This is a genomic window from Meiothermus ruber DSM 1279, assembly GCF_000024425.1.
GTDB classification, from domain to species: domain Bacteria; phylum Deinococcota; class Deinococci; order Deinococcales; family Thermaceae; genus Meiothermus; species Meiothermus ruber.
Map to the genome: position 1 here is coordinate 1,051,830 of NC_013946.1, position 23,301 is coordinate 1,075,130.

Annotated in this window: 20 protein-coding genes; 8 read left to right on the top strand and 12 right to left on the bottom strand. The window is 63.3% G+C overall.

Annotated elements, in window-relative coordinates; genetic code table 11:
* Positions 1-23 precede the first annotated feature (23 nt).
* Entirely contained in the window at positions 24-1,538 is a 1,515-nt protein-coding gene (locus tag MRUB_RS05325) for a S8 family peptidase (RefSeq protein WP_015586482.1), read from the top strand.
* Here the strand turns inward: MRUB_RS05325 and MRUB_RS05330 are convergent.
* Positions 1,535-2,530, bottom strand: a complete 996-nt coding sequence (locus tag MRUB_RS05330; RefSeq protein WP_013013336.1) for a ribose-phosphate diphosphokinase — start codon at positions 2,528-2,530, stop codon at positions 1,535-1,537. The two genes, MRUB_RS05325 and MRUB_RS05330, sit on opposite strands and share 4 nt — an antisense overlap.
* Before the next feature lie 196 nt (positions 2,531-2,726).
* A complete protein-coding gene (mtnN, locus tag MRUB_RS05335; protein WP_024050047.1) occupies positions 2,727-3,404 on the bottom strand; it encodes a 5'-methylthioadenosine/S-adenosylhomocysteine nucleosidase in 678 nt (225 codons plus the stop codon).
* A 331-nt stretch (positions 3,405-3,735) separates the two neighbouring features.
* On the opposite strand from mtnN, the gene MRUB_RS05340 reads away from it, so the two are divergent.
* Genes MRUB_RS05340 through MRUB_RS05355 form a run of 4 tightly spaced genes read left to right on the top strand, consistent with a single transcriptional unit; the run spans position 3,736 to position 8,161 of the window.
* Entirely contained in the window at positions 3,736-6,396 is a 2,661-nt protein-coding gene (locus MRUB_RS05340; RefSeq protein WP_152024878.1) for a hypothetical protein, read from the top strand.
* Between the two features lie 3 nt (positions 6,397-6,399).
* On the top strand, positions 6,400-6,909 hold the full coding sequence (locus tag MRUB_RS05345; RefSeq protein WP_013013339.1) for a pilus assembly FimT family protein: 510 nt from the start codon (positions 6,400-6,402) through the stop codon (positions 6,907-6,909).
* A 19-nt stretch (positions 6,910-6,928) separates the two neighbouring features.
* Positions 6,929-7,366: a prepilin-type N-terminal cleavage/methylation domain-containing protein gene (locus tag MRUB_RS05350; RefSeq protein WP_013013340.1), complete on the top strand. Its 438-nt coding sequence runs from the start codon at positions 6,929-6,931 to the stop codon at positions 7,364-7,366.
* A gap of 9 nt (positions 7,367-7,375) precedes the next feature.
* Complete coding sequence (locus tag MRUB_RS05355) at positions 7,376-8,161, top strand: PilW family protein (protein WP_013013341.1); 786 nt, start codon at positions 7,376-7,378, stop codon at positions 8,159-8,161.
* 9 nt (positions 8,162-8,170) lie between these two features.
* On the opposite strand, the gene MRUB_RS05360 is transcribed toward MRUB_RS05355, so the two are convergent.
* The 8 genes from MRUB_RS05360 to MRUB_RS16195 all read right to left on the bottom strand — a co-directional run bounded on the left by MRUB_RS05360 (position 8,171) and on the right by MRUB_RS16195 (position 18,354).
* Positions 8,171-8,656: an S-ribosylhomocysteine lyase gene (locus MRUB_RS05360; RefSeq protein WP_013013342.1), complete on the bottom strand. Its 486-nt coding sequence runs from the start codon at positions 8,654-8,656 to the stop codon at positions 8,171-8,173.
* A gap of 27 nt (positions 8,657-8,683) precedes the next feature.
* Positions 8,684-10,171, bottom strand: a complete 1,488-nt coding sequence (locus MRUB_RS05365; RefSeq protein ID WP_013013343.1) for a TrkH family potassium uptake protein — start codon at positions 10,169-10,171, stop codon at positions 8,684-8,686.
* 12 nt (positions 10,172-10,183) lie between these two features.
* The gene (locus MRUB_RS05370; protein WP_013013344.1) at positions 10,184-11,668 is read right to left on the bottom strand and encodes a TrkH family potassium uptake protein; all 1,485 of its coding nucleotides are present in this window, start codon (positions 11,666-11,668) and stop codon (positions 10,184-10,186) included.
* On the bottom strand, positions 11,643-12,980 hold the full coding sequence (trkA, locus tag MRUB_RS05375; RefSeq protein ID WP_013013345.1) for a Trk system potassium transporter TrkA: 1,338 nt from the start codon (positions 12,978-12,980) through the stop codon (positions 11,643-11,645). Before trkA ends, MRUB_RS05370 begins: the two co-directional genes overlap by 26 nt.
* A gap of 165 nt (positions 12,981-13,145) precedes the next feature.
* Positions 13,146-14,522 carry a 30S ribosomal protein S12 methylthiotransferase RimO gene (rimO, locus tag MRUB_RS05380; RefSeq protein ID WP_013013346.1) on the bottom strand — a complete coding sequence of 459 codons (1,377 nt, stop codon included), beginning with the start codon at positions 14,520-14,522 and terminating at the stop codon, positions 13,146-13,148.
* A gap of 98 nt (positions 14,523-14,620) precedes the next feature.
* Entirely contained in the window at positions 14,621-15,523 is a 903-nt protein-coding gene (locus tag MRUB_RS05385; RefSeq protein WP_013013347.1) for a RodZ domain-containing protein, read from the bottom strand.
* 59 nt (positions 15,524-15,582) lie between these two features.
* Positions 15,583-16,467: a pseudouridine-5'-phosphate glycosidase gene (locus MRUB_RS05390; protein WP_013013348.1), complete on the bottom strand. Its 885-nt coding sequence runs from the start codon at positions 16,465-16,467 to the stop codon at positions 15,583-15,585.
* Between the two features lie 57 nt (positions 16,468-16,524).
* The gene (locus MRUB_RS16195) at positions 16,525-18,354 is read right to left on the bottom strand and encodes a diguanylate cyclase (protein ID WP_013013349.1); all 1,830 of its coding nucleotides are present in this window, start codon (positions 18,352-18,354) and stop codon (positions 16,525-16,527) included.
* 208 nt (positions 18,355-18,562) lie between these two features.
* Between MRUB_RS16195 and MRUB_RS05400 the strand changes: the two genes are divergently transcribed.
* Positions 18,563-19,198, top strand: a complete 636-nt coding sequence (locus MRUB_RS05400; protein ID WP_013013350.1) for a hypothetical protein — start codon at positions 18,563-18,565, stop codon at positions 19,196-19,198.
* Positions 19,199-19,407: 209 nt separating this feature from the next.
* On the opposite strand, the gene MRUB_RS05405 is transcribed toward MRUB_RS05400, so the two are convergent.
* Positions 19,408-20,649 (bottom strand): YeeE/YedE family protein, encoded by a 1,242-nt coding sequence (locus MRUB_RS05405; protein ID WP_013013351.1) that lies wholly within the window; start codon positions 20,647-20,649, stop codon positions 19,408-19,410.
* 121 nt (positions 20,650-20,770) lie between these two features.
* Complete coding sequence (locus MRUB_RS05410) at positions 20,771-21,232, bottom strand: hypothetical protein (protein ID WP_013013352.1); 462 nt, start codon at positions 21,230-21,232, stop codon at positions 20,771-20,773.
* Between the two features lie 145 nt (positions 21,233-21,377).
* On the opposite strand from MRUB_RS05410, the gene MRUB_RS05415 reads away from it, so the two are divergent.
* On the top strand, positions 21,378-22,670 hold the full coding sequence (locus MRUB_RS05415) for a sensor histidine kinase (protein ID WP_013013353.1): 1,293 nt from the start codon (positions 21,378-21,380) through the stop codon (positions 22,668-22,670).
* Complete coding sequence (locus MRUB_RS05420) at positions 22,667-23,296, top strand: response regulator (protein ID WP_013013354.1); 630 nt, start codon at positions 22,667-22,669, stop codon at positions 23,294-23,296. The genes MRUB_RS05415 and MRUB_RS05420 overlap by 4 nt, the downstream gene beginning before the upstream one ends.
* Positions 23,297-23,301: the final 5 nt, after the last annotated feature.

Sequence of the window (23,301 nt, forward strand, 5' to 3'; positions counted from 1 at the left end):
CCTCACCCCGCAGGGCTACCTGGATGGAAGAGGTGAGGGTAACCATCCCCTGGACATCGCGTTCGACCCCGGCAGCGAAGCTGGCGGAGGTTCCGCTGGAAGTGCGCACTGAGCCCGCTCCTTCGGGAGCAGGCAGCGTGGTGATTTTCAAAGTGCCCGACAACTTTTGGGGGGGGCCGCAGAATTTTGAAATTGTGGAAGGGGCCAACCGGGTGACCGGAAGTCTCACCGTGCTGGGCCAGACTGTGTTCGAACAACCCGAACCCGAAGCCCTGGCCGTTATTCAACCCTCGGTTCCTGATAGCGGTTTCGAACAGAAAATCGCAGATGGCGGTTTGCGGGTCGTTCCGTTTTCGGGGGGGAGTAAATCGGTTCCGCTGGGTGGCCGATCGGGCCCCTGTGCCGGTAGGTTGGTTAGGGTAGCGCGCGACCCAGCCAGGCTGACCAGCCCTGTTTCCATCGGGGCCTTGCTCGAGCGGCTCGAGCAGAGCGGGGGGAGTTCTGTGGTGGATGTGGATGGGGTTTTAGGGATTGATCCGGTTTCTGGACATGATCTCGACCCCACCATCCTAACCGACCCTTCCCCAAATACCAAACCCATCAACGCCCGCACAGCCGTAAAAGCGCGGCAGGGAAGCAACTATACCGGGGTGGGAGCCACCATCGCGGTGGTGGATTCCGGTGTTAGTAACTTGACCGGCTTGACCCTGCGGAGCGGCGGGGCCGACTTTGTCAATCCAGACACACCCAACCCCCTGCAAGACGAGTACACCCAGGGCGGGGTGGTGGTGGGCCACGGCACCGCGGCGGCGGTGCTGGCCGCGCACGCGACCTACGGCATCGCCCCAGGGGCCGGCATCCTGCCGATTAAGAGTTGCGACAAAGACGGGAAGTGTCGGCTCGAGGCGGTCATCCGGGGCATCTGCCACGCGGTGGCCTATGCAGAGAAGAACCCCCAGGAGCAGCTGGTGCTCAACCTGAGCCTGGGCAGTGACACCCCCAGTGAGATTGTCTACATCATCCTCAAGGATGCCCTGATGAAGCGTGGTGTAAACGGGATCTCGGTGGTGGCGGCAGCGGGCAACGACTGGGCCATCCGCAGCAGCAAGAGCGGGGTGCTGCACCACTTTCCGGCTTCTTTTGGCGGCAACCGGGGGCTTTCCGTGCGGCGCGAGCCGGGGCGCTCCATGGCCGTGCTCAAGGGGCTGTTCAGCGTGGGGGCGGTGGGGGATTACTCCGGCACCTTGCGGGTGAGCGGGTTTAGCGGCCAGGGCGACTTTGTAGACCTGGTGGCCCCCGGCGAGCGGGTCTTGAGCCTGAGCCCTGCGGGCAGCCCGAGGGAGTATACCGGCACCTCGTTCGCCGCGCCCATTGTGAGTGGGGCGGTGGCGGTTATTCGGCAGGCCACCAGCCTGGTGCCCCTTACCCCGGAGGCGCTCGAGCTCGCTTTTCTTGCCAACTACACCAACCCAACCACCCTTGGTGCACCCGAAGAGGCCCAGGGCCGGGGCCTGCTGGACTTGACTCGAGCTCCCTAGATGAGCACGCTCACCGACTGGTTGGTATGCACCCGCCGGATGGCCTGGGCTAGCAGGGGGGCGGTGGGCAGGATGGTATAGCCTAGGGCCGGATTAAGTGCGATGGTATCAGTAAAAACCACCTCGCGGATGGCAGGGTGGGCCAGGTTCTCGCGGGCGTTGCCCACCAGCACGGCGTGTGAGGCCATTACAATCACTTCCGGGGCCGCGCCCGCGGCAAGCAGGGCCTCCACTCCGCGCCGGATGGTGCCGCCGGTGGAGATGATGTCGTCAATAATCAGGGGACGCTTGCCCGCCACGTCCCCAATCACATAGCTCACCTGGGTTTCGCGGGGGCCGGTGCGGCGTTTGGCCAGGATGGCCAGCGGCAGGTTCAGGCGCTCGGAGAGCCGTCGGGCCTGCTCGGCCCGCCCCGAGTCGGGCGAGACCACCACCGCGTTTTCGGTGAGGTTCTGACGCTCCAGATACTCAGCAAAAAGCCGCACCGCCGAGAGCTCGTCCACCGGTTGATAAAAGAAGCCCTGAATCTGTGGGGCGTGCAGGTCTACGGTGATCACCCGGTGGATGCCCACGTGCTCCAAAAGCCCCGCCACCAGGCGCGCGGTGATGGGCTCGCGCCCCTGGGTCTGTTTGTCCTGACGGGCGTAGCCGAAATAAGGAATCACCGCGTTGATGCGCCCCGCGCTGCTGCGGCGCGCTGCGTCGGCTAGCACCAGAAGTTCCATCAGGTGGTCGTTGACTGGAGGGGCGGTGGACTGCAGCAGATACACGTCGTCGCCGCGGATGCTCTCCAAAAGCCGCACCTGCACCTCGCCGTCGGGGAAGCGTTCTACGGTGGCCTTGCCGAGCGAGATGCCCAGGGCCCGGGCCACCGCCTCGGCCAAGGGACGGTTGGCGTTGCCGCAAAACAATTTGACCTGCCCACCGTTGGCGTGCCGTATTTCTTCTGCCTGTTCTGATCCCAGCCACTCTGTTATCGATGCGCCCCCCATGCTGTCTCCTCCTCGAGTACTAGCAAGCCGACCCCATCTGCTCTATCTGGTGTTTTCAGTATACCTTGGGTAACTGACCCCAAAACCCTGGCAGCCCCCGGAACTGGCCTTAATCAAAGGCATCCTGGTCAAACCAGCCTGAGAGGAGCATTGCTGCGGGGTCTGACTGCCAGAGCGAGAAGCGCTTGGCCCCTACCTAACTGCTTAGAACCTGGCTGATTAACTGAGCCAGACGTTCGGAGGCCCTTTCTAAAAAGGTCTCGAATGCGATGGGGGCCTCGCTGCCTGCCTGGTCGGTAATGGCCCGCAGAAGGGCCATGGGCAAGCCCAAGCGTCTGGCTGTCCACAAAGCAGCGGCCCCCTCCATCTCCACGGCATCGGCGGCGAATACCCGGCGCACCTCTTCGGCCTCACCGCGGTGGGCCAGGAAGCGGTCGGCGCTGGCAATTCGCCCTAGTTGAATGGGTAGGCCCATGGCCTGGGCAGTACGCAACACCTTTGAGGTGAGCCCGGCGTCGGCGGGGATGAAGCGCTCACCGGTGGCCAGCTCGCCTGGGGCACGCCCGAAAGCCGTGATGTCCACATCGTACTGCACAGCGTCCTGGGCCAGTATGAGATCCATTGTTTTGAGTGTGGGGTTCAAAGCCCCAGCAACCCCTACCCAGAAGGCCTGCGCAGGGTTAAATCGAACCTTGGCATAGGCCACCGCGGCGGAGGCGGCCACCTTGCCCACCCCGGTTTCCACCAGCACCACGGGATAGCGCCCCAGCGATCCTTGGTGAATGATCCAGGGGCCGTCCAAAGTCTCTTTTAGGCTCAATAAGCGGCGCAAAGCCTGGGCCTCGAGGCCCTCGGCAGCGAACAGGGCAACCATGGGCATACCAGGCTAGACTAACATTCACCACCGGCCTATGCCAGCGCGCTGAGCCCGCTTGCTGCATCACCATAGCCCCCTGTGGGGTTCTAAGATACTTTTTGATCTAAGTATAGAGTTTATTGTGAAATTTGCACCAAAAATGCAGCCAGTGCAGTTATGCCAAGTAACACGAGGCCCCTATCCGGGGGGTGCTTAATTGGGGTGACTTATGCCAATCTGTACTTAAGACGCATAAACGGAGAGGACTATGAAGATAGGTCGTATTAAACCAATAGGGCTGAGACCCGCTGGGAATGCACTTGTCATCACAGTCTTGGTGGCTCTGATTATGGTTATTTCGCTGCTTTCCATTACCACCAGCCTGACCGTGAGCAACCGCCAAGTGGCAACCAACCAGGGGCTGGCTAACCGCGCACAGTTTGCCGCCGAGTCTGGGTTGCTTAGGGGGCTACAGAGCTACCAGATGGCCCTTAATTACCTGAAAGGAATCAGGGTAGATCTGTCCGGGGGCAACGCGGCGGCTGTGCGCGCGGCTTATGTGCAAGCGCTGTATCGCTTCTGCTATGGCAACAGCACCGCTGGGCCCTCCTTGAGCGCTTTCGAGAACACCCTAAATACCATGCAGACCGGCACCTTGTGCGAGGCTTTACCCATAGACCCCACCCTTTCCCCGGCTGAGGTCGGCAACGAGCGCCTGGCCATCCTCATCAATCCCTTGCTATTCGACAACACTGTTTACAACGGCCAGGTGAGCAACCCAGCAGAGTACTGGGGCCGCCTGGCCCTGGGCATGGGGGGCTCGGAGGGTGTGCTGGGTTCGTCAGATGGCCTGGAAGACCGTTACGTGGTGCAGGTCGATTTTACGCCGCGCCGTATTCTCATCCAAAATAGCGCGCCAGTGCTGGTGTTTGGTGATCCCAACAATGCCATTATCGCTACGGGCCGTGTCGTGCAGGGGACCACAGTGCTGGCCGAACGCCGGGTGGCTCGAGGTGTGTCCACGGCCGGCAGCCTGGGGGTTACCAGCGTCACCATCCAGAACCCCAGCTTCTCCTACTTCGCTTTTTTCGTAAACAACACCGTGCGTTCCAATGGTAGCCGGGTGGTGCTGCGCGATGGCTTTACCGTGAATGGCCCTGCTTTTACCAATGGTCGTTGGGCCTTTGAGCAGCGCGTACCCGCGGCTACCTTCAACTTTGGCGGGCAGTTTGGCAGCGCGGGTTGTGAACAGGGCGCCGAGAGCTGTACCGAAGCCCAACGCCTGGCCGGTAAAGGCTACTACCTGGGGGACGGGAACACCACCAGCACGTTTGCAACCGTCCCGGAAAACGACTCAGCCACCGGGCTGGCTGGGATTAATCCCAGTTTTGCCCGCCTGCGGAACCCTGCGGGGAACTTTTTGTGCCGCGACGAAAACGGGGGGCAGGTGGTCTGTGCTGACGATGCCCCGGCCAGCACCTGGCTGTACGATGTGAACTGGCAACGTAACCCAATTCCTATGCCGGGCCGCGATGCCATTGCACGCTTTGAGCAGAACGCGGCCGGTGGCACCCCTACCACCAGCAGAGACGATAACGGCAACCTGCTTCGCGATGCCAACGGACGGATTGTGGTAAGCAACCCTACCGATACCGCTGGGTTCTTTATCGACAGCAGTCTGTTCACGGCCTCAACCAGCAACCAGGCTTCTAGCGGCTGGAGAAATGTTTCAGGTGGTACGGTGGTGATCAACCCGGCGACGGTTCCCCAGCCGAGTGCCAGCGTGCTGCAAAACAACACCGGCCGCTATGTGGGAACGCCAACCGTTCGCGTGTACGTAGAAAATGGCCGTCAGCGCATCAGTGTGACGGCTACCTACGTCACTGGATACGCCCTGGCGGTGCAACAAGAATGCTACACGCCCCCTCCTCCCGGTGGTGGTGGCGGCGGCGGTGGTGGCGGCGGCGGCGGTGGCGGCGGCGGCGGTGGCGGTGGCGGCGGCGGCGGCGGCGGGGTATGGCTGCCTGAGCTGCAAAAACTGGCCGACTACCTTTTCAACTTGGGCTCCATGGCCCACGCCCAGAGCTTCACCATCACCATCACCTGCTCCCGTGGTGGAACGCCGCGCTACCGCACCTACTGGACCAACAACCCGAACGACCCTAATATCATCCAGAACCCCAGGCCCACCCTACGCCAGACCATTACTGTGGTCTACGAGGTGGATGAGCAGGGCCAGGTTAGCAAGATAGCCGATAACAGCGCAGGTGTTCAGACCCTTCCCAGCGGCGGCCTTATCTTGAGCAACAGTGCGGTGCCCAGGTCGGCCATTCCTCCCATCCAGGGGCCGCCCCCGGGGGGACGCTTCAACGGTGTGATTTACAGCAGTGGTAACCTGGCCGTGCGTAGCGTAAGCGATGTTAATAACGCCAGCGAGGCCAGCAACATCCGGGCTGTGGCCAGCTACCAGCAGCTATCCATTGCTGCAAGAAACCACATCCTGATTCAGTCAAACCTGCGCTACCAGAGCCCTATCCCCGATCCCCTGCCGGCTGACCCTGGCCAGTGGCCGCGCAACCTCCTGGGTTTGTATGCGGGTCAGGACGTGCGGCTTGATCCTCAAGGCTATCTATCTATTACCAGCAACAGCAACCGCAACTTGCTGGTAGACGGCGTGGTCATGGCCCAGAATGGGGAGGTGCGGGGGCATAATTCCGCCTTCGATGCTTGTGCCAATGCCGCTGATTTGCGGGATGGCGGTAGTTTTCGGGTGTTTGGGGGTGTGATCCAGAATCGCTTGGGAGCCATTAACTGTGGAACGGTGGGTGGGGTCTTCCGCGGGTATCGTTCCAACCACACCTACGACCGGCGGCTGCTTGATCCGGCCTACCGACCGCCCAGCTTCCCGGAGGTGAGCAATGCCACCCTCAACACAACGGTTAACACGGTTTTGCAAGGCAATGCGGGCTCGGCAGGTAGCCAAGGCTTTTGGCGCTTAATTGGTCAGTAGGTTATGCAGATCAGGCGTCTCGAGCCCATCCTGCCCAGAAGATCGGGCCTCACGCTGGTTGAGATACTGGTGGTGATGGCTATTCTGGGTGTTTTGCTGGCCATTGCCTCGGTTAATCTCAACGGGGCGCGCCAACGGGCGCTGGTGCGCGAAGCAGCGGCCTCAGTGGCCACAGCGCTGCTGCAGGCCCGCAGCGAAGCCCAGCGCTACAACAGCAACGTGGTGGTGAGGTTGGAAGTGGACGGCAGCGTGTTTACCATTACCCAGGTTCGCAACGGCACACTGGTTAGTCGCACGGTGCGACTGCCCGCTGGAACAGTGGCCTTTGTGCCGGCTGGGGGGCCGAACACCCTAACCTACCGGGCGCCGTTTGGGGTGCTGGAGGGGGGAGGGGCTGCGTTCTGCTTCAAGCTGGCCAGCCAGAATCCGCCCTGCGACACGACGACAACCTCGATGCCCCGCAGCATTGTGAGTGTGGTGGGGTTGGTTGGGAAGGTGGTGGTCTTCAATTAGAGCGGTAGGTAAGCAGCAAATGTGCGTCCCAACCGGGGTGACCCTGGTTGAGTTGCTTATATCCATTGTTTTGTTGGGGGCTTTGCTGGCTGCTGTGGCTGGGGCTGTGGCGACCATGTTTGGAGCTACCCGCAGCGCGCAATCGGGCATCAACGCCAACGCCCAGGCTCGAGAGGTGATGGAAACCCTTAGGGCTCAGTGGACCAACGGTTCAGCGGCCCGGGCGGCTTACGATGCCAACTGTATCAAGATCGCCCTGCCAGATGGGGCCATCGTTACGGTGGGGGCGGTAAACCCTGCGACCAATACCTATACGCCACAGCCGGTCAACGTTGTACCTCCTGAGGGCATCTGTCCGGCTGGAGGCTATAACCAGTCGCTCAAACGTATACAGGTGACCATACAGCACAATGGGCGAGCGCTAAGCCATCTAACCCTGGAACTGCCCCGGCCCTAGGAGAAGCCTATGCGTAAACCTGGGATTACCCTTGTCGAACTGCTGGTGGCCCTGGCCATCCTGGGGGTTTTGATGGCAGCGTTTGCCGGGTTTTTCGTATCCACACTGCGTACCACCAGCGACCTGGATCGTCGTAATGAGCTGCTACTGGATGGTCAGATTGCCCACCAATTGCTGGTCTCAAGGCTCCAGGAGGCTTGGTTTGTATATCCCAGCGGGCAGGCTGTTACCCTTAACGCACCTGCAGCATGGCAAAGCACCAACCCGAGCTCGGGAAGTAATCTCTGGACTGTGGGCAGCAACTTCGTGGCGGCGGTGCTGCCCCCCTTGCGGGTAGGTTCTGCCTGCAGCCCTGCCAGGCCCGATCAGACCGACGGCTGCTACCGTTTTTTTGCTTACTATCCCCTCCACCGGGCGGCCTATGTGGCCAATACGGCCAACGACATCCTGGCCCGCTTACCAGCCGAACCGGCCAACGCGGGGGGCTGGGTGCTGATGCAGTACACGGCTTTTCTAGAACCCTCGGCGGTGGTATCGGGTAGCACCTCCCCCACGGCGGGGGCCTTGAGTACCATGGGTGGGGCGACGACGGCTTTGGTGGCCGATTATCTGACGCCCGGTGGCTCTCTTTTCACTGTGGTGGATGTGGCCGCGGGGCCGCCAGCCATTCGTCAGATAAAGGTAACCCTGCAGCTTAGCCGCACCGTCCAGGGGCGAACCATTGCCGTGGGTGGGCCCGGCACCTCGCTGAGCTCGACCGTGCAGCCCCGCAACCAGGGGGTCTTGGCGCCGTAGGCGCTCTTGTTAGGCCTCCTGGGCGATCTCGATGGTTTCCTGCACATGGAGGTTGCTATGCAGCAGCCGTTCGGCCCAGGCCTTGGCGCTTTGGGGGTCGTGGTCGCGGTAGTTGCCGCACTCGAGCTCGCTCACCCCTGGCACCGGCTCGGTGTGGTTGACCACGTCCTGTAGTGTAGCCCTAAAAGCCTCCAGCACCTTTTGGGGCCCCGGCTGGCCCAGCACCACCAGGTAAAAGCCGGTACGGCAGCCCATGGGTGAGATATCCACCACCCCTTCCAGGTGGCTGCGGATATAGGTGGCCAGGAGGTGCTCGAGGGTGTGGATGGCCCCGGTGCTGAGGGCCTCCTGGTTGGGCTGGGCGAAGCGCAGGTCGTACTTTTCGATCAGGTCGCCTTTGGGGGTTTCCTTCACCCCGGCCAGCCGCACATACGGAGCCCGGACTTTGGTGTGGTCGAGGCGAAAAGACTCGGGGATCACAAGGGGTTTGGGCATACCCCCAGTTTACCGCCTTGCGGGGCTTTAGCCTTTAAGCTTCCGCCACAGCTCTGGGGTCAGCAGCAAGAAGACCGGAATCAGCTCGATGCGCCCCGCCCACATCTGAACAATCAGGATCAGCTTGGAGAGGGGCTCGAGGCCGGCGTAGCTGCCCATGGGCCCCACCTCGCCCAGCCCCGGCCCGATGTTGCCCACCGCCTGGGCGCTGGCGGTAAAACCCACCACAAAGTCGTTTTCGAGCAGGGAGATAAGCACCGCGCCCGCCGCTACCAAAGCCGCGTAGAGGGTGATGAAAGCGGCCACCGAGCGCATTACGTCCTCTCCCAGGCTTTTGTTGCCCAGGCGCAGGGTCATGACCGCCTGGGGGTGCAGTGAGCGGATCAGTTCCCGTCGCACAATTGCCCCCACCACCAGCCAGCGAATCACCTTGATGCCACCCGCCCCCGAGCCTGCACAACCCCCCACGAACATGGCCGCCACCAGAATGGCCTGGGCTGCCGGAGCCCACAGCGCAAAGTCGGCGCTGGCGTAGCCGGTGGTGGTGATGATGGAGGTGACGTTAAAGAAGGCATGGCGGATGGCGTCGCTCCAGGTATAGTTCATGTCCTGGGCGTGGTGGGTTATCAGAAAGGCGGCCAGTGCTGTGCTAAACACCAGAACAATAAGGGTATAGACCCGCAACTCCACATCCCTCAGGAGCGGGCGGGGGTCGCGGGTGAAGAAAAGCCGGTACTGCAACACGAACCCCGCGCCCCCCAAGAACATGAACAAGGTACCGAACCACTGGGCCAGTGGGCTGTAGGTCTCGAAGCTGCGCGGGTTGGGACTAAACCCGGCGGCGGGCAGGGTGGTGAGAGCGTTGCAGATGGCCTCAAAGGCCGGCACCCCGGCGATCCAGTAGCATAGAGCAGCCGCCAGGGTGAGGCTGGTATACACCTTGAGAATGCTCAGCGCGGCGGTGCGCAAACGGGGGGTAAAGGGTTCTTTCTGGATGCCGGTGCTCTCGGTGATGAAAAGCTGACGGCCCGCCACGGCCAGATGGGCCAGCAACGCCACCACCAGCACCAGAATCCCCACGCCCCCGAACCACTGCATCAGGCTGCGCCAGAAAAACAGGCTGTAGCCGAACTGCTCAAAGTTGGCCAGCACCGTCGCGCCGGTGGTGGTGAACCCGGACATGGCCTCGAACACTGCATCGAGGTAGTTCATGCCGCCCGCCACCCAGAAGGGAATTGCGCCCAGCAGGGGCACCAGCAGCCAGATCAGGGCGATGGAGAGCAGAGCCTCGGCGCGTCCCGGTTCGTGCCTGGGGTCGCCCAGGCTACGGAACCACCAGCCCAGCGAAAGCCCCACCGCGGTGCCCAGAAGAAACCCCCAGGGCGACTCGCCCAGCGCCAGCGAGAGCACCTCGAGCCCCAGCATGACCGCGCCCAGGGCCAGGTAGACCACGCCCAGGAAGTAGTAGGCAAAGCGCAGGTTGGTTATCAGCCAGGGTTTTGTTTTTCTTTTCATGGGGTTGGTTCCTCAGGCCCTGAGCCGGCGCCAAAGCTCAGGCGTAAATAGCGAAAATACTGCAATAAGCTCGATGCGCCCAGCCCACATCTGGAAGATCATCACGGCTTTGGAGATGGGGTGCAGGTCGCCGTAGTGGGCCATGGGCCCCACCGCGCCCAGCCCCGGCCCCACATTCCCAATGGCCGCGGCTGAAGCCGAAAAAGCCACCACGAAGTCTTCCTCCAGTATCCCCATCACCAGCACCCCCAGGGCAAACAGGCTCACGTACAGGGTGATGAAAGCCGCCACCGAGCGCATTACGTCCTCGCCGATGTTCTTGTTGCCTACCCGCAAGGGCAGTACCGCCTGGGGGTGCAGGGCCCGCTGCAGCTCCCGCCGCACCAGGGCCCCTATAATCAGCCAACGGATGACTTTGATGCTGCCCCCCACGCTGCCGGCGCTACCCCCGATGAACATCAGCATGACCAGCAGGGTTTGGGCCGGGATGACCCACTGGGCAAAGTCGGCGGAGGCAAAGCCGGTGCCGGTGATGATGGAGGTGGTCTGGAAAAAGGCGTGGCGCAGGGCTGGCTCGAGGTCGTAGTCGTGGCGCGCGTAGAGCACGGTTGCCATCAGCAGGCCCACCACCAGGACGATCAGGGCGTAGGCCCGGAATTCGGGGTCGCGCAGGAGGGCGGTGTACTCGCGGCCAAAAATGGCCCGGTACTGCAAGAGCAGGTTCACCCCAGTCAGGAACATCACTCCGGCCGCGATCCACTGGGTGAGCGGGGTGTAGCTTGCAAAACTCTGGGGGTTGGGGCTGAAGCCGCCGGCAGAGACGCTCGAGAAGGTGTTGGTGATGGCTTCGAACAAAGGCACGCCGGTAACCAGATAGGCGGCTAGGGTGACGAAGGTCAGCAGCAGATAGACCCGCAGAATGTAGCTGGCGGTTTGGTGGAGTTTGGGGGTGAGCTGCTGTTTTTGTACGCCGGTGGTCTCGGCAAAAAACATCTGCCGCCCGGCCAGGGCCAGGTGGGGTAGCACCACGATAAACAGCAGCAGAATCCCCATGCCGCCAAACCACTGGCTGAGGCTCCGCCAGAAAAAAAGCCCGTAGCTGAACTGGTTGAAGTCGGCCAGGATGGTGGCCCCGGTGGTGCTGAAGCCCGAGGTGGCCTCGAACAGCGCATCCAGGTAGCTAAGGCCCCCCGAGATCCAGAAGGGGATGGCCCCCAGCAGGGGCACCATGATCCAGAGCCCGGCCACCGTCAGCAGGGCCTCGGCCCGGCGGGGCTCGGCCTGGGGGCTGCCCAGCCGGCGCAGGAGCATCCCCAGTGACAGCCCCAGGCCAGCCCCCACAAAAAATCCTCGGGCGTCCTCACCCAGGAGCGCGTCCACCAGCCCCAGGAGGCCCATCACGCCCCCCAGCGCGACGTAGACGGTGCCGGTCATATAGGTGGCGACCGGGATGGGGTTGGCTGCGCGCGCTTTAGCGAACCTGGGCCAGGACTTCATTGGCTACCTGCCGGTCGGTAAGAACCAGGAGTTTATCGCCACCGGTAACGGCCAGCATGGGGGAGCGCAGGTAGACCCGGGTACCGCGCTCGAGGGCCACCGCAATGGCCCCCTGGGGGAGCTGGAGCTTATCGAAGGGTGTTTCGCGGAAGTCGGCTGGCAGCTCGAATTCCAGCAGCTCGACCTGGTCTTCGATCAGCGCCAGATGGTCTACGTTGTCGGGGGCGATCCAGTCCACCACCTCGCGCACCGCCGCGGCGCGGGGGGTGAGGGGGATGTCAATGCCCACGTGCTCGAAGAGGCGGCGGTTCTCGCCCCGGTTAACCCGGGTGATCACCTTGGCTACCCCAACCTGCTTGGCCAGGAGTGAGACCAGCAGGTTTTTCTCGTCGTTTTCGGTGACCGCTACCATCACGTCCACATGGTCGAGGCCTTCGGACTCCAGCAGCTCCAGGTCGGTGCCGTCGCCCTCGAGCACCAGCGCCCCCGGCAGGTGTTCGGCCAGCCAGGCGCAGCGGTCGGGGTTGTGGTCAATAACGGTGACCTCGAGGCGGTGCTTGAGCAGTTCTTTGGTGACCATGTACCCCACATTGCCGCCCCCCACCACCATCACCCGGCGCACCCGTTCGCGCGGAGCGAAGCAGGCCTGGATGGCGTCGAAGCCCTGGGGGGTGGTCATGAAGAAGATGCGATCCTCGGCCTCGAGGGCGAGCTGGGCAAACTCGGGGTCGGTGGCCGCGATAAAACGGCCCTCGCGCAAAATACCGGCCAGCAGGCTGCCCGGAGGCCAGTCCAGCAGGGCGAGCTGCTTGCCGATGTAGGGGCCGCCCTCCCGCACCTGGTACTCCACAAAGCGCAACCGGCCACCGGCCAGCACCTCGGTGTCCACCGCCCCAGGGATTCGGATGACCTCTACAATTTCTTTGGCCAGCGAGCGTTGGGGCCAGAAGACCTGGTCGATGCGGGTGCCCAGAATTTCCACCGTGCGCGGGTCGGTCAGGATATCCACATAGGACTGCTTTCCCACAAAACACAGGGTTTCCTTGGCCCCCAGGCCCTTGGCCAGCATGCAGGCAATCAGGTTGACCTCGTCCCAGTTGGTGGTGGCGATAAAGGTGTCGCACAGATCTACCTTGGCTTCCCGCAGAATCTCGGGGTCGGTGACGCTCCCAATCACCACCTGCACGTCCAACCCCCCCAGGCGCTCCTTGGCCTCGGGGTTGGTGTCCACCACCACCAGGTCGTGCTGGGTGTGCAGGGCTTTAGCAATCTGTGAGCCGATCTCGCCGCCGCCGGCAATTACGATGTACATAGCTGGCTCCGTTGGGGTGTAGGGCGAACCTTGGATATACCCCCCTGCCCAGGGCGTGGGAGGTGCGCATTCCCCGCCCAGGGGGTGGACCAGTACCTCTGATCTTGTAGAAAGTCCAAGCCCAGGCCGACTTGATAAGACTTCATAACCCAAACAGGCACTAGCTTACACCTGAATTGTTTCCGTAGCTACGTTTTTAATCACCGGAACCGCCGGTTTCCAGGCCACCCGGCCCACCATCTCGCCGTGCAGGTCGTAGGCCTCGGCCTGGGTAATCCGAACCTGGATGATGTCGCCAATTTTGACCGTGCCGTCGGTCTCGGCGTAGACCAGTCCGTCGATGCCTGGGGCGTCGTACCTGGAGCGGCCCACCACCAGGCCGGGCAGCTCGCCGTAGTCGTCCACGATGACCTCGAGGGTCTGTCCCAGCCGGGCCTGGTTCTTTTCCAGGCTAATCTGCTGCTGCAGGGCCATCAGGCGGGCCCGGCGCTCCTCTTTGACCTCCTGCGGGACAGCCCCCGGCAGGCTGTTGGCGTCGGCCCCTTCCACCTCGGAGTAGGTGAAGCAGCCCACCCGGTCGAGCCGGGCCTCGGCGATAAAGTCCAGTAGCAGCTCAAAGTCTTCCTCGGTTTCGCCGGGGAAGCCCACGATAAAGCTCGAGCGAATCGCCAGGTCGGGGGCGATGGCGCGCCATTCCTGGATGGTTTTGAGGTGGCTTTCAGCCCCCCCGGGGCGGCGCATGGCCCGCAGAACCCTGGGGCTGGCGTGCTGGAGCGGCACATCCAGGTAGGGCAGCAGCTTGCCCTCGGCCATCAGGGGGATGAGGTCGCGCACGTGGGGGTAGGGGTAGACGTAGTGCAGCCGCAGCCAGGCCCCCAGCCCGGCCAGCTCGTTGACCAGATCCACCAGGTGGGCCCGTACCTGCTTGCCTGCATAGTCGGAGGTGCGGTGGCGGATATCCACCCCATAGGCCGAGGTGTCCTGGGCGATTACCAGCAACTCCTTGGTGCCGGTGCCCACCAGCCGGGTGGCCTCGAAGAGAATCTCGGCGGCGTCGCGGCTTTGTTGCAGGCCGCGCAGCTTGGGGATGATGCAGAAGCTGCACTTGTGGTTGCAGCCTTCCGCAATCTTCAGGTAGGCGTAGTGGCGGGGGGTCAGCTTGACCTGCGGGGGAACCAGGGCCGTAAAGGGATTCTGCTCCAGGGGAACCACCCGCTGTACGGCAGCCAAGACCCGGTCTACCTCGCCGGGGCCGGTGACCTCGAGCACCTGCGGGTGGGCCTGCTGGATGACCTCGGGCCGGGCCCCCAGGCAGCCGGTTACAATCACCTTGCCGTTCTCCGACAGGGCCTCGCCGATGGCGGTAAGCGACTCCTCTACCGCCGGGGTGATGAAGCCGCAGGTGTTGACTACCACCACATCGGCCTCCTGGTAGGTGGGCGAGGTTTCGTATCCCTGGGCCCGCAGGCGCGAGAGAATCTGCTCCGAATCCACCAGGGCCTTAGGACAGCCCAGACTGACAAACCCGACCTTGCCTGCCATTTCCTCTCCTGTGCGCCCGATGGCGCGACAACAGTCCCGAGTATAGCAGGTTTGTGGGGTTTGGGTATGGATCACACAGCTTTGCGCTGGAGCTCGAGCTACTGTCCAAAGCGCTGGGTGACCACCTGCCCCGCATTGCCCATGCGGCCCCGGTCTTGGCCGTTGACGATGGCCCGCACCACCCCGGCGTTGCCGACCCGCACCACCACCGGCAGGGGGTAGCTGAGCTGAGTACCGGCGGCTACGGTGCCCTCGTAGAGCTGCCGGCCTGTGCGCCCATCGGTAACGCGGATCCAGCTGGTGCCCTCAAACCGTAGCGTCAGGCCCGTGGCGGGCGCAGAAGTGGTGGGATTGGGGGAGGGCGAGGGGCTGGACGCGGGAGGAGCAGGTGTCAGGGTGAAGCTCAGGCTGCGATCGGTTTGCAGGGTGATTACCTGTTCGTACTTCTGGTAGCCGGGCGCTTCGATGCGAAGGGTGCGCTCGCCGGCCTCCACACGGGCCTCGAGGGGGGCTTGTCCAAGCAAGAAGCCATCGAGGTATACCCGTGCACCGGTGGGCTGTGTGGCGATGCGCAAGCTGATTTGCTGTGGAGGGGATGGCGCGACAGGGGCCGGTGGGGTGGGGGTGGAGGTTCCAGGGCGGTACAGGCTGCGGTAGCCCCACCAGCCCAGCAGCAGCAACAGGATGACCAGGGGCACCACCCAGAGCCAGCCAGGGTTTGGGGCGGTGGGCGCCTTAGGGCTGGAAGCGCTCTCCAGCGCTGCAGGCTGGGCTGTACTCATCGGGTAAAGGGCCAACAAAGGGGCCGCATCTAGACCCAGCAGTTGGGCGTAGCGCTTGAGATAGCCTCGAGCCAAAGGGGGTTCGGGTAGCTCATCGAAACGACAGTCTTCCAGGGCTTCCAGAATAACCCGCCGCACCTTGAGCACCTCGGCTGCCTGGGCCAGATCCAGCCCTTTGGCTTCACGGGCTTCTTTTAGCCGCTTACCCAGCTCGCACATTTCGCCTCATTCTAAGCCTTAAACTCTGGCTGCACATAAGTAACGCCCGGGCCTGGGCGCTACTCCTGGGTGAGCGCAAGCGCAATTTGGGCGGCCAGACGGGCGTTTTCTTCCAGTAGGCGCAAATTGGCCTCGTCGGTCTGGCCCCCGCTCAGCTCGGAGATGCGCCGGAGCAAGAACGGCGTGAGGGCTTTGCCGCCGATGCCCAGCCGGGCGGCTTCCTGGGTGGCCTGTTCCACCCAGCGCTGTACCTGGGCGAAGTCCAGCCCCTTTGAGATGGGGTTGAGCACCAGGCTGGCCCCCGGCAACCCCAGCGCTCGAGCGGCCTTGTAGGCCCGGGCGGCTTCCAGGGGCGACTCCACCCGGGCGGGTAGGGGATAGGGGCTCGAGGGGCTGTGAAAGGCCGGCAGGTGGTTGGTTTTATAGCCCAGCAGGGCCACCCCCAGCGACTCCAGGCGTTCCAGGGTGGCCGCAAGGTCGAGGATGCTCTTGGGGCCGGCCGATACCACCACAATGGGGGTGCGGGAGAGCTCGAGCAAGTCCGCCGACTCGTCGTAGGGATGGGGGTGCACGCCGCCAATGCCGCCGGTTGCAAAGACCTGGATGCCGGCCCTGTGGGCCAGGAAAGTGGTGGAAGCCACCGTGGTGCCTGCGCTTTTGCCCTGGGCCACCAGCGCGCCCAGGTTCCATAAACTAGCCTTGTCGGCGCTCTCGTCGTTTGCGATGGCCTCGAGCTCCTCGGCGGTCAGACCCACCACCACCTGGCCTTTCAGGATGGCGATGGTGGCCGGGATTGCGCCGGCTTCTCGTACGGTCGCCTCGAGCTTGCGGGCCAGCTCCAGGTTCAGAGGGCGGGGCAGGCCGTGGGTAATGACGGTGGACTCCAGGGCCACGACGGCGCGGTGGGTTTGCAGGGCTTGGGAGACTTCGGGGTGTAGACGCATACCCACAGCATAAAGCAGGGGATGCAGCCCAGCACACAGTGCGAGCCCCCCAGGTGGCTACGCTGCAGGGCATACCCGGTTGCGCCCGGCCCGCTTTGCGGCGTAGAGCTGCTCGTCTGCGGCGGCCAGGAGCTTTTCGTGGTTGGGGAGGCTGGGGTCGCTGCTCACGCCGATGCTCACGGTGACCTTGAGGTCGGGGTGTAGCGCGGCCCAGTTGTGCTGTTCGATGCGCTGCCGTATCCGTTCACAGGCGATCAGGGCCCCGGGCAGGTCGGTCTGAGGAAAGACCAGGGCGAACTCCTCGCCGCCGTAGCGGGCCGCAAAGTCCACGCCGCGGCAGCTCGCCTCGAGAATCTGCCCGACGATGCGCAGCACATCGTCGCCAACCTGATGAGAAAAGGTATCGTTGATCTGCTTGAAGTGGTCTATATCAACCAGGGCCACGCTTATAGGAAACTTGTAGCGTTTGGCTGCGGCAAACTCACGCTCGAGGTTCTCTTCCAGGTAGCGGCGGTTGTTGAGCCGGGTCAGGGGATCCTGACGGGCCAGCCGCTCCAGCTCGGCGGACTGCTGGCGCAGCTTGTCCAGCAGGCGCGATTTTTCGGCGTTGGCTTCCTTCAAGCGTTCGATGGCCAGGGCCAGCTCCCGGTTGGCGCGGGCCAGCTCGGTGTTGCGCAGGCGTTCAATCTCCGCTTCCTGGCGGGCTTTTTCCACCTGGAACCCCGCCAGCAAGGCGGTGGTTTTTTGCGCCTGCTGTTCTTTGTGCAGCCTGCGTTCGATCTCGAGGCCCCGTCGCAGGTGATACAGCGCCAGTTCCAGCTTTTGCTGGGCCTCGAAGACATCGGCGATGGCCTGGTGGTACTCGAGCAACAGCTTTTGCGGCCCCAGAAGGGCGGCCTGCTCGAGGCCTTGCTGCAGTAACTGGATGGCGGCGGTAGACTGCCCCATCCGGCTCAGCAGAGAACCTACCTGCAGCAGCGCGCTCAGGGCGCCCAGGCGGTTGCCCGACTCCTGGTAGAGACCCTGGGAGGCCTGAAACAGACCCAGCGCGGTTTCCAGATGGCCCAGGGCGGCGTGGGCGCGGCCCAGGTTTTCCAGGCAGGCAGCCCGCACCTGGGGGCTGCCCAGTTGGTCGGCCAGGGCCAGGGCCTGCTGGTGGTAGTCCAGCGCCTCCTGCAGGCGGCCTAAGCGCTGGAACACCGTGCCCAGGTTGGAAAGCACCCTGGCCTGGCCCTGGCGATCGCCCTGGGCCTGCATGAGGGCGAGGCTTTCGCGGTAGAGCTGCGCCGCCCCCGAGAAATCGCCGATCTCGAGGTAGACCAGGCCCAGGCTGTTCAGGGTTTCAGCCTCGCTCAGGCGGTCGCCCAGCTCGCGCTTGAGGGCCAGGCTGCGCAGGAAGTACTTGGTGGCCTCCTGGTGGTTGCCCAGGGTGTACTGCACCGAGCCCACGCCGCTCAGGGCGTTGGCTTCCAGCGCTTTGTGCTCGTATGCACGGCTCAGCTCGAGCGCCTCGAGGTAGTACTCGAGGGCCTTGGGAAAATTGCTTTGTAAGAAGTGGAGTTGACCCAGCGCGCTGAGGGCCTCGATTTCGCCCTTAACCTCGCGGGCCTGGTGCAAAACCGCGAGGGCTTCCTCGAGGCAGCCCTGGGCTGCTGGCAGGTTGCCCTGGCGGTAGTGAAAATCGCCCAGGTTTTTGAGGGTCAGGCCCCGCCCTACTGAATGGCTGCCTGCATTGGACAAAATCAGCATCTCCTCGACGACCTGCCCGGCCCGTTGTAGGTCGTTTAGCCGTAGAAACTGGTATAGTTCATCGAGCAGGCGCAGTTTCTCTGGTATGGCCTGGGTCTGATTGAGCTGAGCCTCGAGGGCCTGGAGGGTCGGGTTCATAGATTTGGGCCGGGCTTACTGCTTTCAAAATTCCTGCATTTTATACCTCATAACGATTCTTGGCTGCAATAAGGGTTCTGTGAGAAACCCCGTTTTTTGCCAGCGACGCCCATGAGCGAGGAAGCCCGCCCGGTGGCTAAAATCCACGCCAGCCCTAATTGCGTCAAAAGCCGCAGTTTTAGGTTTTACTGTATGCCATCCTGCCCTTATGGCAAGGTGGTTGATACTGGCCCTTACCGGTTTTTTGCTGTTCCTGGCCCTGGCCGGCTGGGCGGCCTACGCTTTTCTGATCCGTCCGGCCCAGACACTGGTCAACGATTTTCGACAGATCATCGCGCTGGACAGGAACGTAGAGCGACAGACCGCCTACACCCCTCCAGCCAACGGTCAGCTCAGCCCCGAACAGCTCCAGCGCTTTTTGCAGGTGCAGCGCTATGTCAAACAACAACTGGGGGAGCGCTACCAGCGCATCGAAGCCCGGCTTAATCAGCTAGCCAGCCAGCAGGTGGGACAGCTTGTGCTGGACTACCGCACCGCGCTTGATCTTTTCCGCGACTCGAGCTCGCTGGTACTGGACGCCAAGGGCATCCAGGTGCAGGCCCTCAACCAGCAGGGCTTTTCTGCGGAGGAGTACGCCTGGGTGCGGGCGCAGGTCTACGCTGCGCTGGGCTATGGGGTGCCCAACCTCAACCCGCAGGAGATTCTGCGCCAGATAAGCTCGAGGGACTTCAACCCGCGGGTAGATCTGTTCAAGCCCGAGGCCCCGGCGGCCAACGTGCGGCTGGTGGAGCCTTTTCGCGATGAGCTGGTGAGCTACTATCCTTTCACCTGGTTTGGGCTGTAGGGGGCTGTATGGTGTTGCCAAATCATGCGTGGCTGGAGCTTTGATACCGGCTCCACCTGAACTTCACCGCCCTGCGCAGTCAGGGGTGAAGGATTCAAGCCGACCCAAGGTAGCAGAAAAGCATTTCGGCAGTATCGTTTAGGCTTGCCAGAGTGAACGATACCGCCGAAATGCGTATGAAGACGTTTGGGGTACGCCCGTAAAGGCTCCTAGCAGACCGAGTCGGTGGGCCTGGGGTTGGATAGCCCAAACCAGGGGCGTAGCCGCAGCCCGGCACCGGTGCCCAGCAAAGCCATGACCAGCCAGACCCAGCCGTGCAGGCTGAAGGAGGCCACCCCCCCGATGTAGGCCCCGATGTTGCAGCCGTAGGCCAGCCGGGCCCCGTAGCCCATCAAGAGCCCGCCCAGCACGGCTGCCAGCAGGGCTTTCCAGCCCAAGCGGGGGTTTTTGCCGAATACCCCGGCAGCAGCGGCGCTGAGCAGCGCGCCCAGCAGGATGCCCAGGTTGGTCAGGGCGGTGGGGTGGCCCAGGGGGGAGCGTTCCAGGGGCGACTCGCCGTTCCAGAAGCCCCAGAAGGCTGGCTGGGCCAGGCCCAGGGCCTCCACGGCCTGTGAGCCCCACAGGGTCAGGCCGTAGGTGACCCCCCAGGGGCGCCCGCTCACATAGAGCACCGCTGCGTTGAGCACGGCCAGCACCAGCGCCGCCACCCACAGCGGCCAGGTGCCGCGCAGCACCCGGGCCCAGCCCTGGGAGCCTCGAGGCTGGGAAAGCGGTGGAGGCTGGCGCTTGCGAATGATCCACTCCGCCAGCAGGGCCAGCCCCCCCACCAAGGCCAGCGTGACGGCCAGGGCCCCCCACAGGCCCAGGTGTTCGGCCAGCGAGATGGGTGGCAGGGTGCCTGTGGCTCCCGGCCCGGTTGTCCAGAAATCGAGGTTCCAGGCCCCCAGCACCGAGCCTCCCATAAAGCTCACCAAGGCCACCAGGCCCAGCAGGCTGCCGCTGCCTGTGGCATACAGCGTACCCGAGGCGCACCCCCCGGCCAGCTGCATTCCCACCCCAAACAAAAAGGCTCCCAGCAGCAGGCCGGGCCCGATGGGGGCCAGGTAGCCGCTCAGGGGCTGGCCGCCCAGTCCCTGCCCCAGGGCAAACAGAAGGGCAAAAAGGGTCGCGGTTACGCCCAGCAGCAGCATATGGGCCTGCAAAGCCCGTCCCTGCCCCACGCTCAGGAGCTGGCGGAAGGCCGAGCTAAAGCCAAACCGCGCGTGAAATAGGCTAAAGCCCAACCCCACCCCCAGCAGCAGCAAAAGGCCCTGGGCTGGGGGCAGTTGCACGTATAGCCACCCCGCTCCCAGCAGCCCCAGCCCAAGCAGTGCGTACTGGGGCCGGGTGGCCTGTTGGGACGGGGTTGAAGCAGCAGGCCTGGATGGTGAACCCTTGCGCAGTAGCGACATCTATCCTCCCCGCTGGCCGGCTTTTTGACGACCAGTGAAGGTTAGATTATCAAAGATTACAAACCTTGTAAACTAAGCGAAAATAAAAAGGCCACCGGCCGGGTTTGCCATGCGGATGACCTCAGGTTTGCGGCTGATGATGGGCCTCGAGGAAGCCCCAAAGGGTGTTTTCCAGATCCCCGATGGCCTTTTTGCTCCCCACCACCAAAAGCGGGGTGGCGTTGCCGTCGTAGAGGTACAGCACCCGGATGGGGAAGAGCCAGTAGCTCACGAAGGCCAGCGCTGCCAGGGCCAGCGCGCCATACTCCAGCAGCACGGGGCTAATTTTTAGGAGCTGGGGGATGTTAAGCCAGCCCAACGAGCGCAGTCCCAGGCTAACCAGGCCCACAAAGAGTCCCACAAACGCCACCGCCAACAGCCAGTCGCGCATCTGGTAGGAGCGCTCGAGTCGTGTGACCTGCGGAAGGTGAATACGAACGGAGACGCTGCCATTCTTGAAGCATAGCCAACCGGTCTCAATACAGGCTTCGCGAAAACGCGAACCGCTGGCCGAAAAGCGATGGGGTAGGGTGATTTTCTGCATGCAACCTCCCGGTAAAGGATACCCTTTGGTAAGCAAGGGCCATCAAGACAGGCCCATTTTGGCATGAGGAAGGGGTTTTGCGTAGGGTGGGCAAATGGGCATTCCCGTGCAAATTGAGGGGCCTGACCTGGGCTAAAATTTCGATATGGTATCGCGGTTCCGGCGCTTCTTTGCGGGCCGCCCCGTGGCGCAGGTGGTGGTGGTGTTGACCGCGCTTAACCTGAGCACGGTGCTGGCGTTTACCCTGCTGGTGCCGGCCAGGCCGCTCGAGGTGCCCACCGTTCTGCCCTGGCAAGACCCAGTGCAGGCTGCCTGGCGGCTGGGGGCAGCCCTGGCTTTGCTGGGGGTGGTCTTTTGGGCGGTGCGGCCCGGCCATCGCCAGGCCTGGGAGTTTGCCGTCCTGATCCTGATAGGGGTGGTGGTGGTGGCCTGGCTTAGCCAGAACTACCTACCTTTTTTGGCGCTGGGCCTGATTCCAGTGGTGGCCCGCTACTGGTTGCCGCTGTGGGCGGTGCTGCTCATCGTGCTGGGTCTGGGCGCTTTATCGGTCTGGTGGGCGCAGCGGGAACCCCTCCAGATCACCTTTGAAATTTTGCTGAGCCCGGGGCCGCAAGGCAACACCTCCTGGAGCGCTTTGCCAACGCCCGCTGAGTACCCTAATCTGAGCCTGGCCTTTTTTATCTTCATCGCGTTTTTATACTCAGGGTATGCCCTGTTTACCCTCGAGCTGCTGATAAGGGAGATTCGGGCCCGCGAGGAACTCGAGCGTACCCGCCGCGAACTCGAGCAGACCTCCCGCCAGGCCGGCATCCTGGAGGAGCGTCAGCGCCTGGCCCGCGAGATCCACGACACCCTGGCCCAGGGGTTTGCCAGCATCGTGGTGCAGCTCGAGGCCGCCGAGATGGCCTCGGAGCACGAGGCTTCGGCCACGCATTACCTGGAGCAGGCCCGCCAGGCCGCCCGGGAAGGCTTGTCGGAGGCCCGCCGGATGGTCTGGGCCCTGCGCCCGGAGATCCTCGAGAACACCTCGCTGCCCGAGGCCCTGCAACGCCTGCTTCAGCGCTGGCAGCAGGAAAGCGGGGTCAGAACCCAGTTTACCCTGACTGGAACGCCCCGGCCGCTGCACCCGGAGCTCGAGGTAGGCCTATTGCGCATCGCCCAGGAGGCCCTGACCAACATCCGCAAGCACGCCAAGGCCCGCCATGCCAACCTGACCCTCTCCTACCTGGACGATCTGGTTTTGATGGATGTGCAAGACGATGGGGTGGGTCTCCAGGCACCCACCACCGGTGGCTTTGGGCTGCGCTTGATGCGCGAGCGGGTGGAGTCGCTGGGGGGGCAGATGACGCTGGAAAGCGAGCCGGGAATGGGAACCACCCTGGCCGTTAGCCTGCCGCTGTACCGGCTTCCCTCGGCAACAAAGGTGGAAGCGCTATGATTCGGATTCTTCTGGTTGACGACCATCCCGTGGTGCGGGCGGGTCTTTTAGGGCTGCTCTCCTCGCAGCCCGACTTTGAGGTGGTCGGTGAGGCCTCCAACGGCCTCGAGGCCCTGGGCCTGCTCGAGCGAGCTGGGGCCGATGTGGTGCTGATGGATCTGCGCATGCCCCAGATGGACGGGGTAGCGGCCATACGGCAGGTGCGGGCGCGTTTTCCCAGGGTTCAGATTCTGGTACTCACCACCTACGACACCGACTCCAAAATTGTGCGCGCGGTGGAGGCCGGGGCTACCGGCTACCTGCTCAAAGACGTGCCGCGCGAAGAGCTCTTCCGGGCCGTGCGGTTGTGCGCAAAGGGTGAGGCAGTACTCTCACCCCCGGTAGCAGCCCGCTTACTGGGCCGGATGCGCGGCACTGCCGAGGAAACCCTATCGGTGCGCGAGCTCGAGGTGCTGGCTTTGGTAGCCAAAGGTTTTTCCAACAAGGAGATCGCCCGCGAGCTCAAGATCAGCGAAGCAACCGTCAAAACCCACCTCCTGCACACTTTTGAAAAACTGGGTGTGGACGACCGCACGGCCGCGGTCACGGTGGCCATAGAAAGGGGTATTCTCCGGCTTGAAGGCTAAAAACT

Bases quoted from the DNA above. Each gene is read 5' to 3' on its own strand.
- MRUB_RS05385 (WP_013013347.1), bottom strand. From the start codon at position 15,523: ATGTGCGAGCTGGGTAAGCGGCTAAAAGAAGCCCGTGAAGCCAAAGGG.
- MRUB_RS05355 (WP_013013341.1), top strand. From the start codon at position 7,376: ATGCGTAAACCTGGGATTACCCTTGTCGAACTGCTGGTGGCCCTGGCC.
- MRUB_RS16195 (WP_013013349.1), bottom strand. From the start codon at position 18,354: ATGAACCCGACCCTCCAGGCCCTCGAGGCTCAGCTCAATCAGACCCAG.
- MRUB_RS05340 (WP_152024878.1), top strand. From the start codon at position 3,736: ATGGTTATTTCGCTGCTTTCCATTACCACCAGCCTGACCGTGAGCAAC.
- MRUB_RS05390 (WP_013013348.1), bottom strand. From the start codon at position 16,467: ATGCGTCTACACCCCGAAGTCTCCCAAGCCCTGCAAACCCACCGCGCC.
- trkA (WP_013013345.1), bottom strand. From the start codon at position 12,980: ATGTACATCGTAATTGCCGGCGGCGGCGAGATCGGCTCACAGATTGCT.
- MRUB_RS05350 (WP_013013340.1), top strand. From the start codon at position 6,929: ATGTGCGTCCCAACCGGGGTGACCCTGGTTGAGTTGCTTATATCCATT.
- MRUB_RS05410 (WP_013013352.1), bottom strand. From the start codon at position 21,232: ATGCAGAAAATCACCCTACCCCATCGCTTTTCGGCCAGCGGTTCGCGT.
- MRUB_RS05345 (WP_013013339.1), top strand. From the start codon at position 6,400: ATGCAGATCAGGCGTCTCGAGCCCATCCTGCCCAGAAGATCGGGCCTC.
- MRUB_RS05400 (WP_013013350.1), top strand. From the start codon at position 18,563: ATGGCAAGGTGGTTGATACTGGCCCTTACCGGTTTTTTGCTGTTCCTG.
- mtnN (WP_024050047.1), bottom strand. From the start codon at position 3,404: ATGGTTGCCCTGTTCGCTGCCGAGGGCCTCGAGGCCCAGGCTTTGCGC.
- MRUB_RS05420 (WP_013013354.1), top strand. From the start codon at position 22,667: ATGATTCGGATTCTTCTGGTTGACGACCATCCCGTGGTGCGGGCGGGT.
- MRUB_RS05325 (WP_015586482.1), top strand. From the start codon at position 24: ATGGAAGAGGTGAGGGTAACCATCCCCTGGACATCGCGTTCGACCCCG.
- MRUB_RS05370 (WP_013013344.1), bottom strand. From the start codon at position 11,668: ATGAAGTCCTGGCCCAGGTTCGCTAAAGCGCGCGCAGCCAACCCCATC.
- rimO (WP_013013346.1), bottom strand. From the start codon at position 14,522: ATGGCAGGCAAGGTCGGGTTTGTCAGTCTGGGCTGTCCTAAGGCCCTG.
- MRUB_RS05405 (WP_013013351.1), bottom strand. From the start codon at position 20,649: ATGTCGCTACTGCGCAAGGGTTCACCATCCAGGCCTGCTGCTTCAACC.
- MRUB_RS05360 (WP_013013342.1), bottom strand. From the start codon at position 8,656: ATGCCCAAACCCCTTGTGATCCCCGAGTCTTTTCGCCTCGACCACACC.
- MRUB_RS05415 (WP_013013353.1), top strand. From the start codon at position 21,378: ATGGTATCGCGGTTCCGGCGCTTCTTTGCGGGCCGCCCCGTGGCGCAG.
- MRUB_RS05330 (WP_013013336.1), bottom strand. From the start codon at position 2,530: ATGGGGGGCGCATCGATAACAGAGTGGCTGGGATCAGAACAGGCAGAA.
- MRUB_RS05365 (WP_013013343.1), bottom strand. From the start codon at position 10,171: ATGAAAAGAAAAACAAAACCCTGGCTGATAACCAACCTGCGCTTTGCC.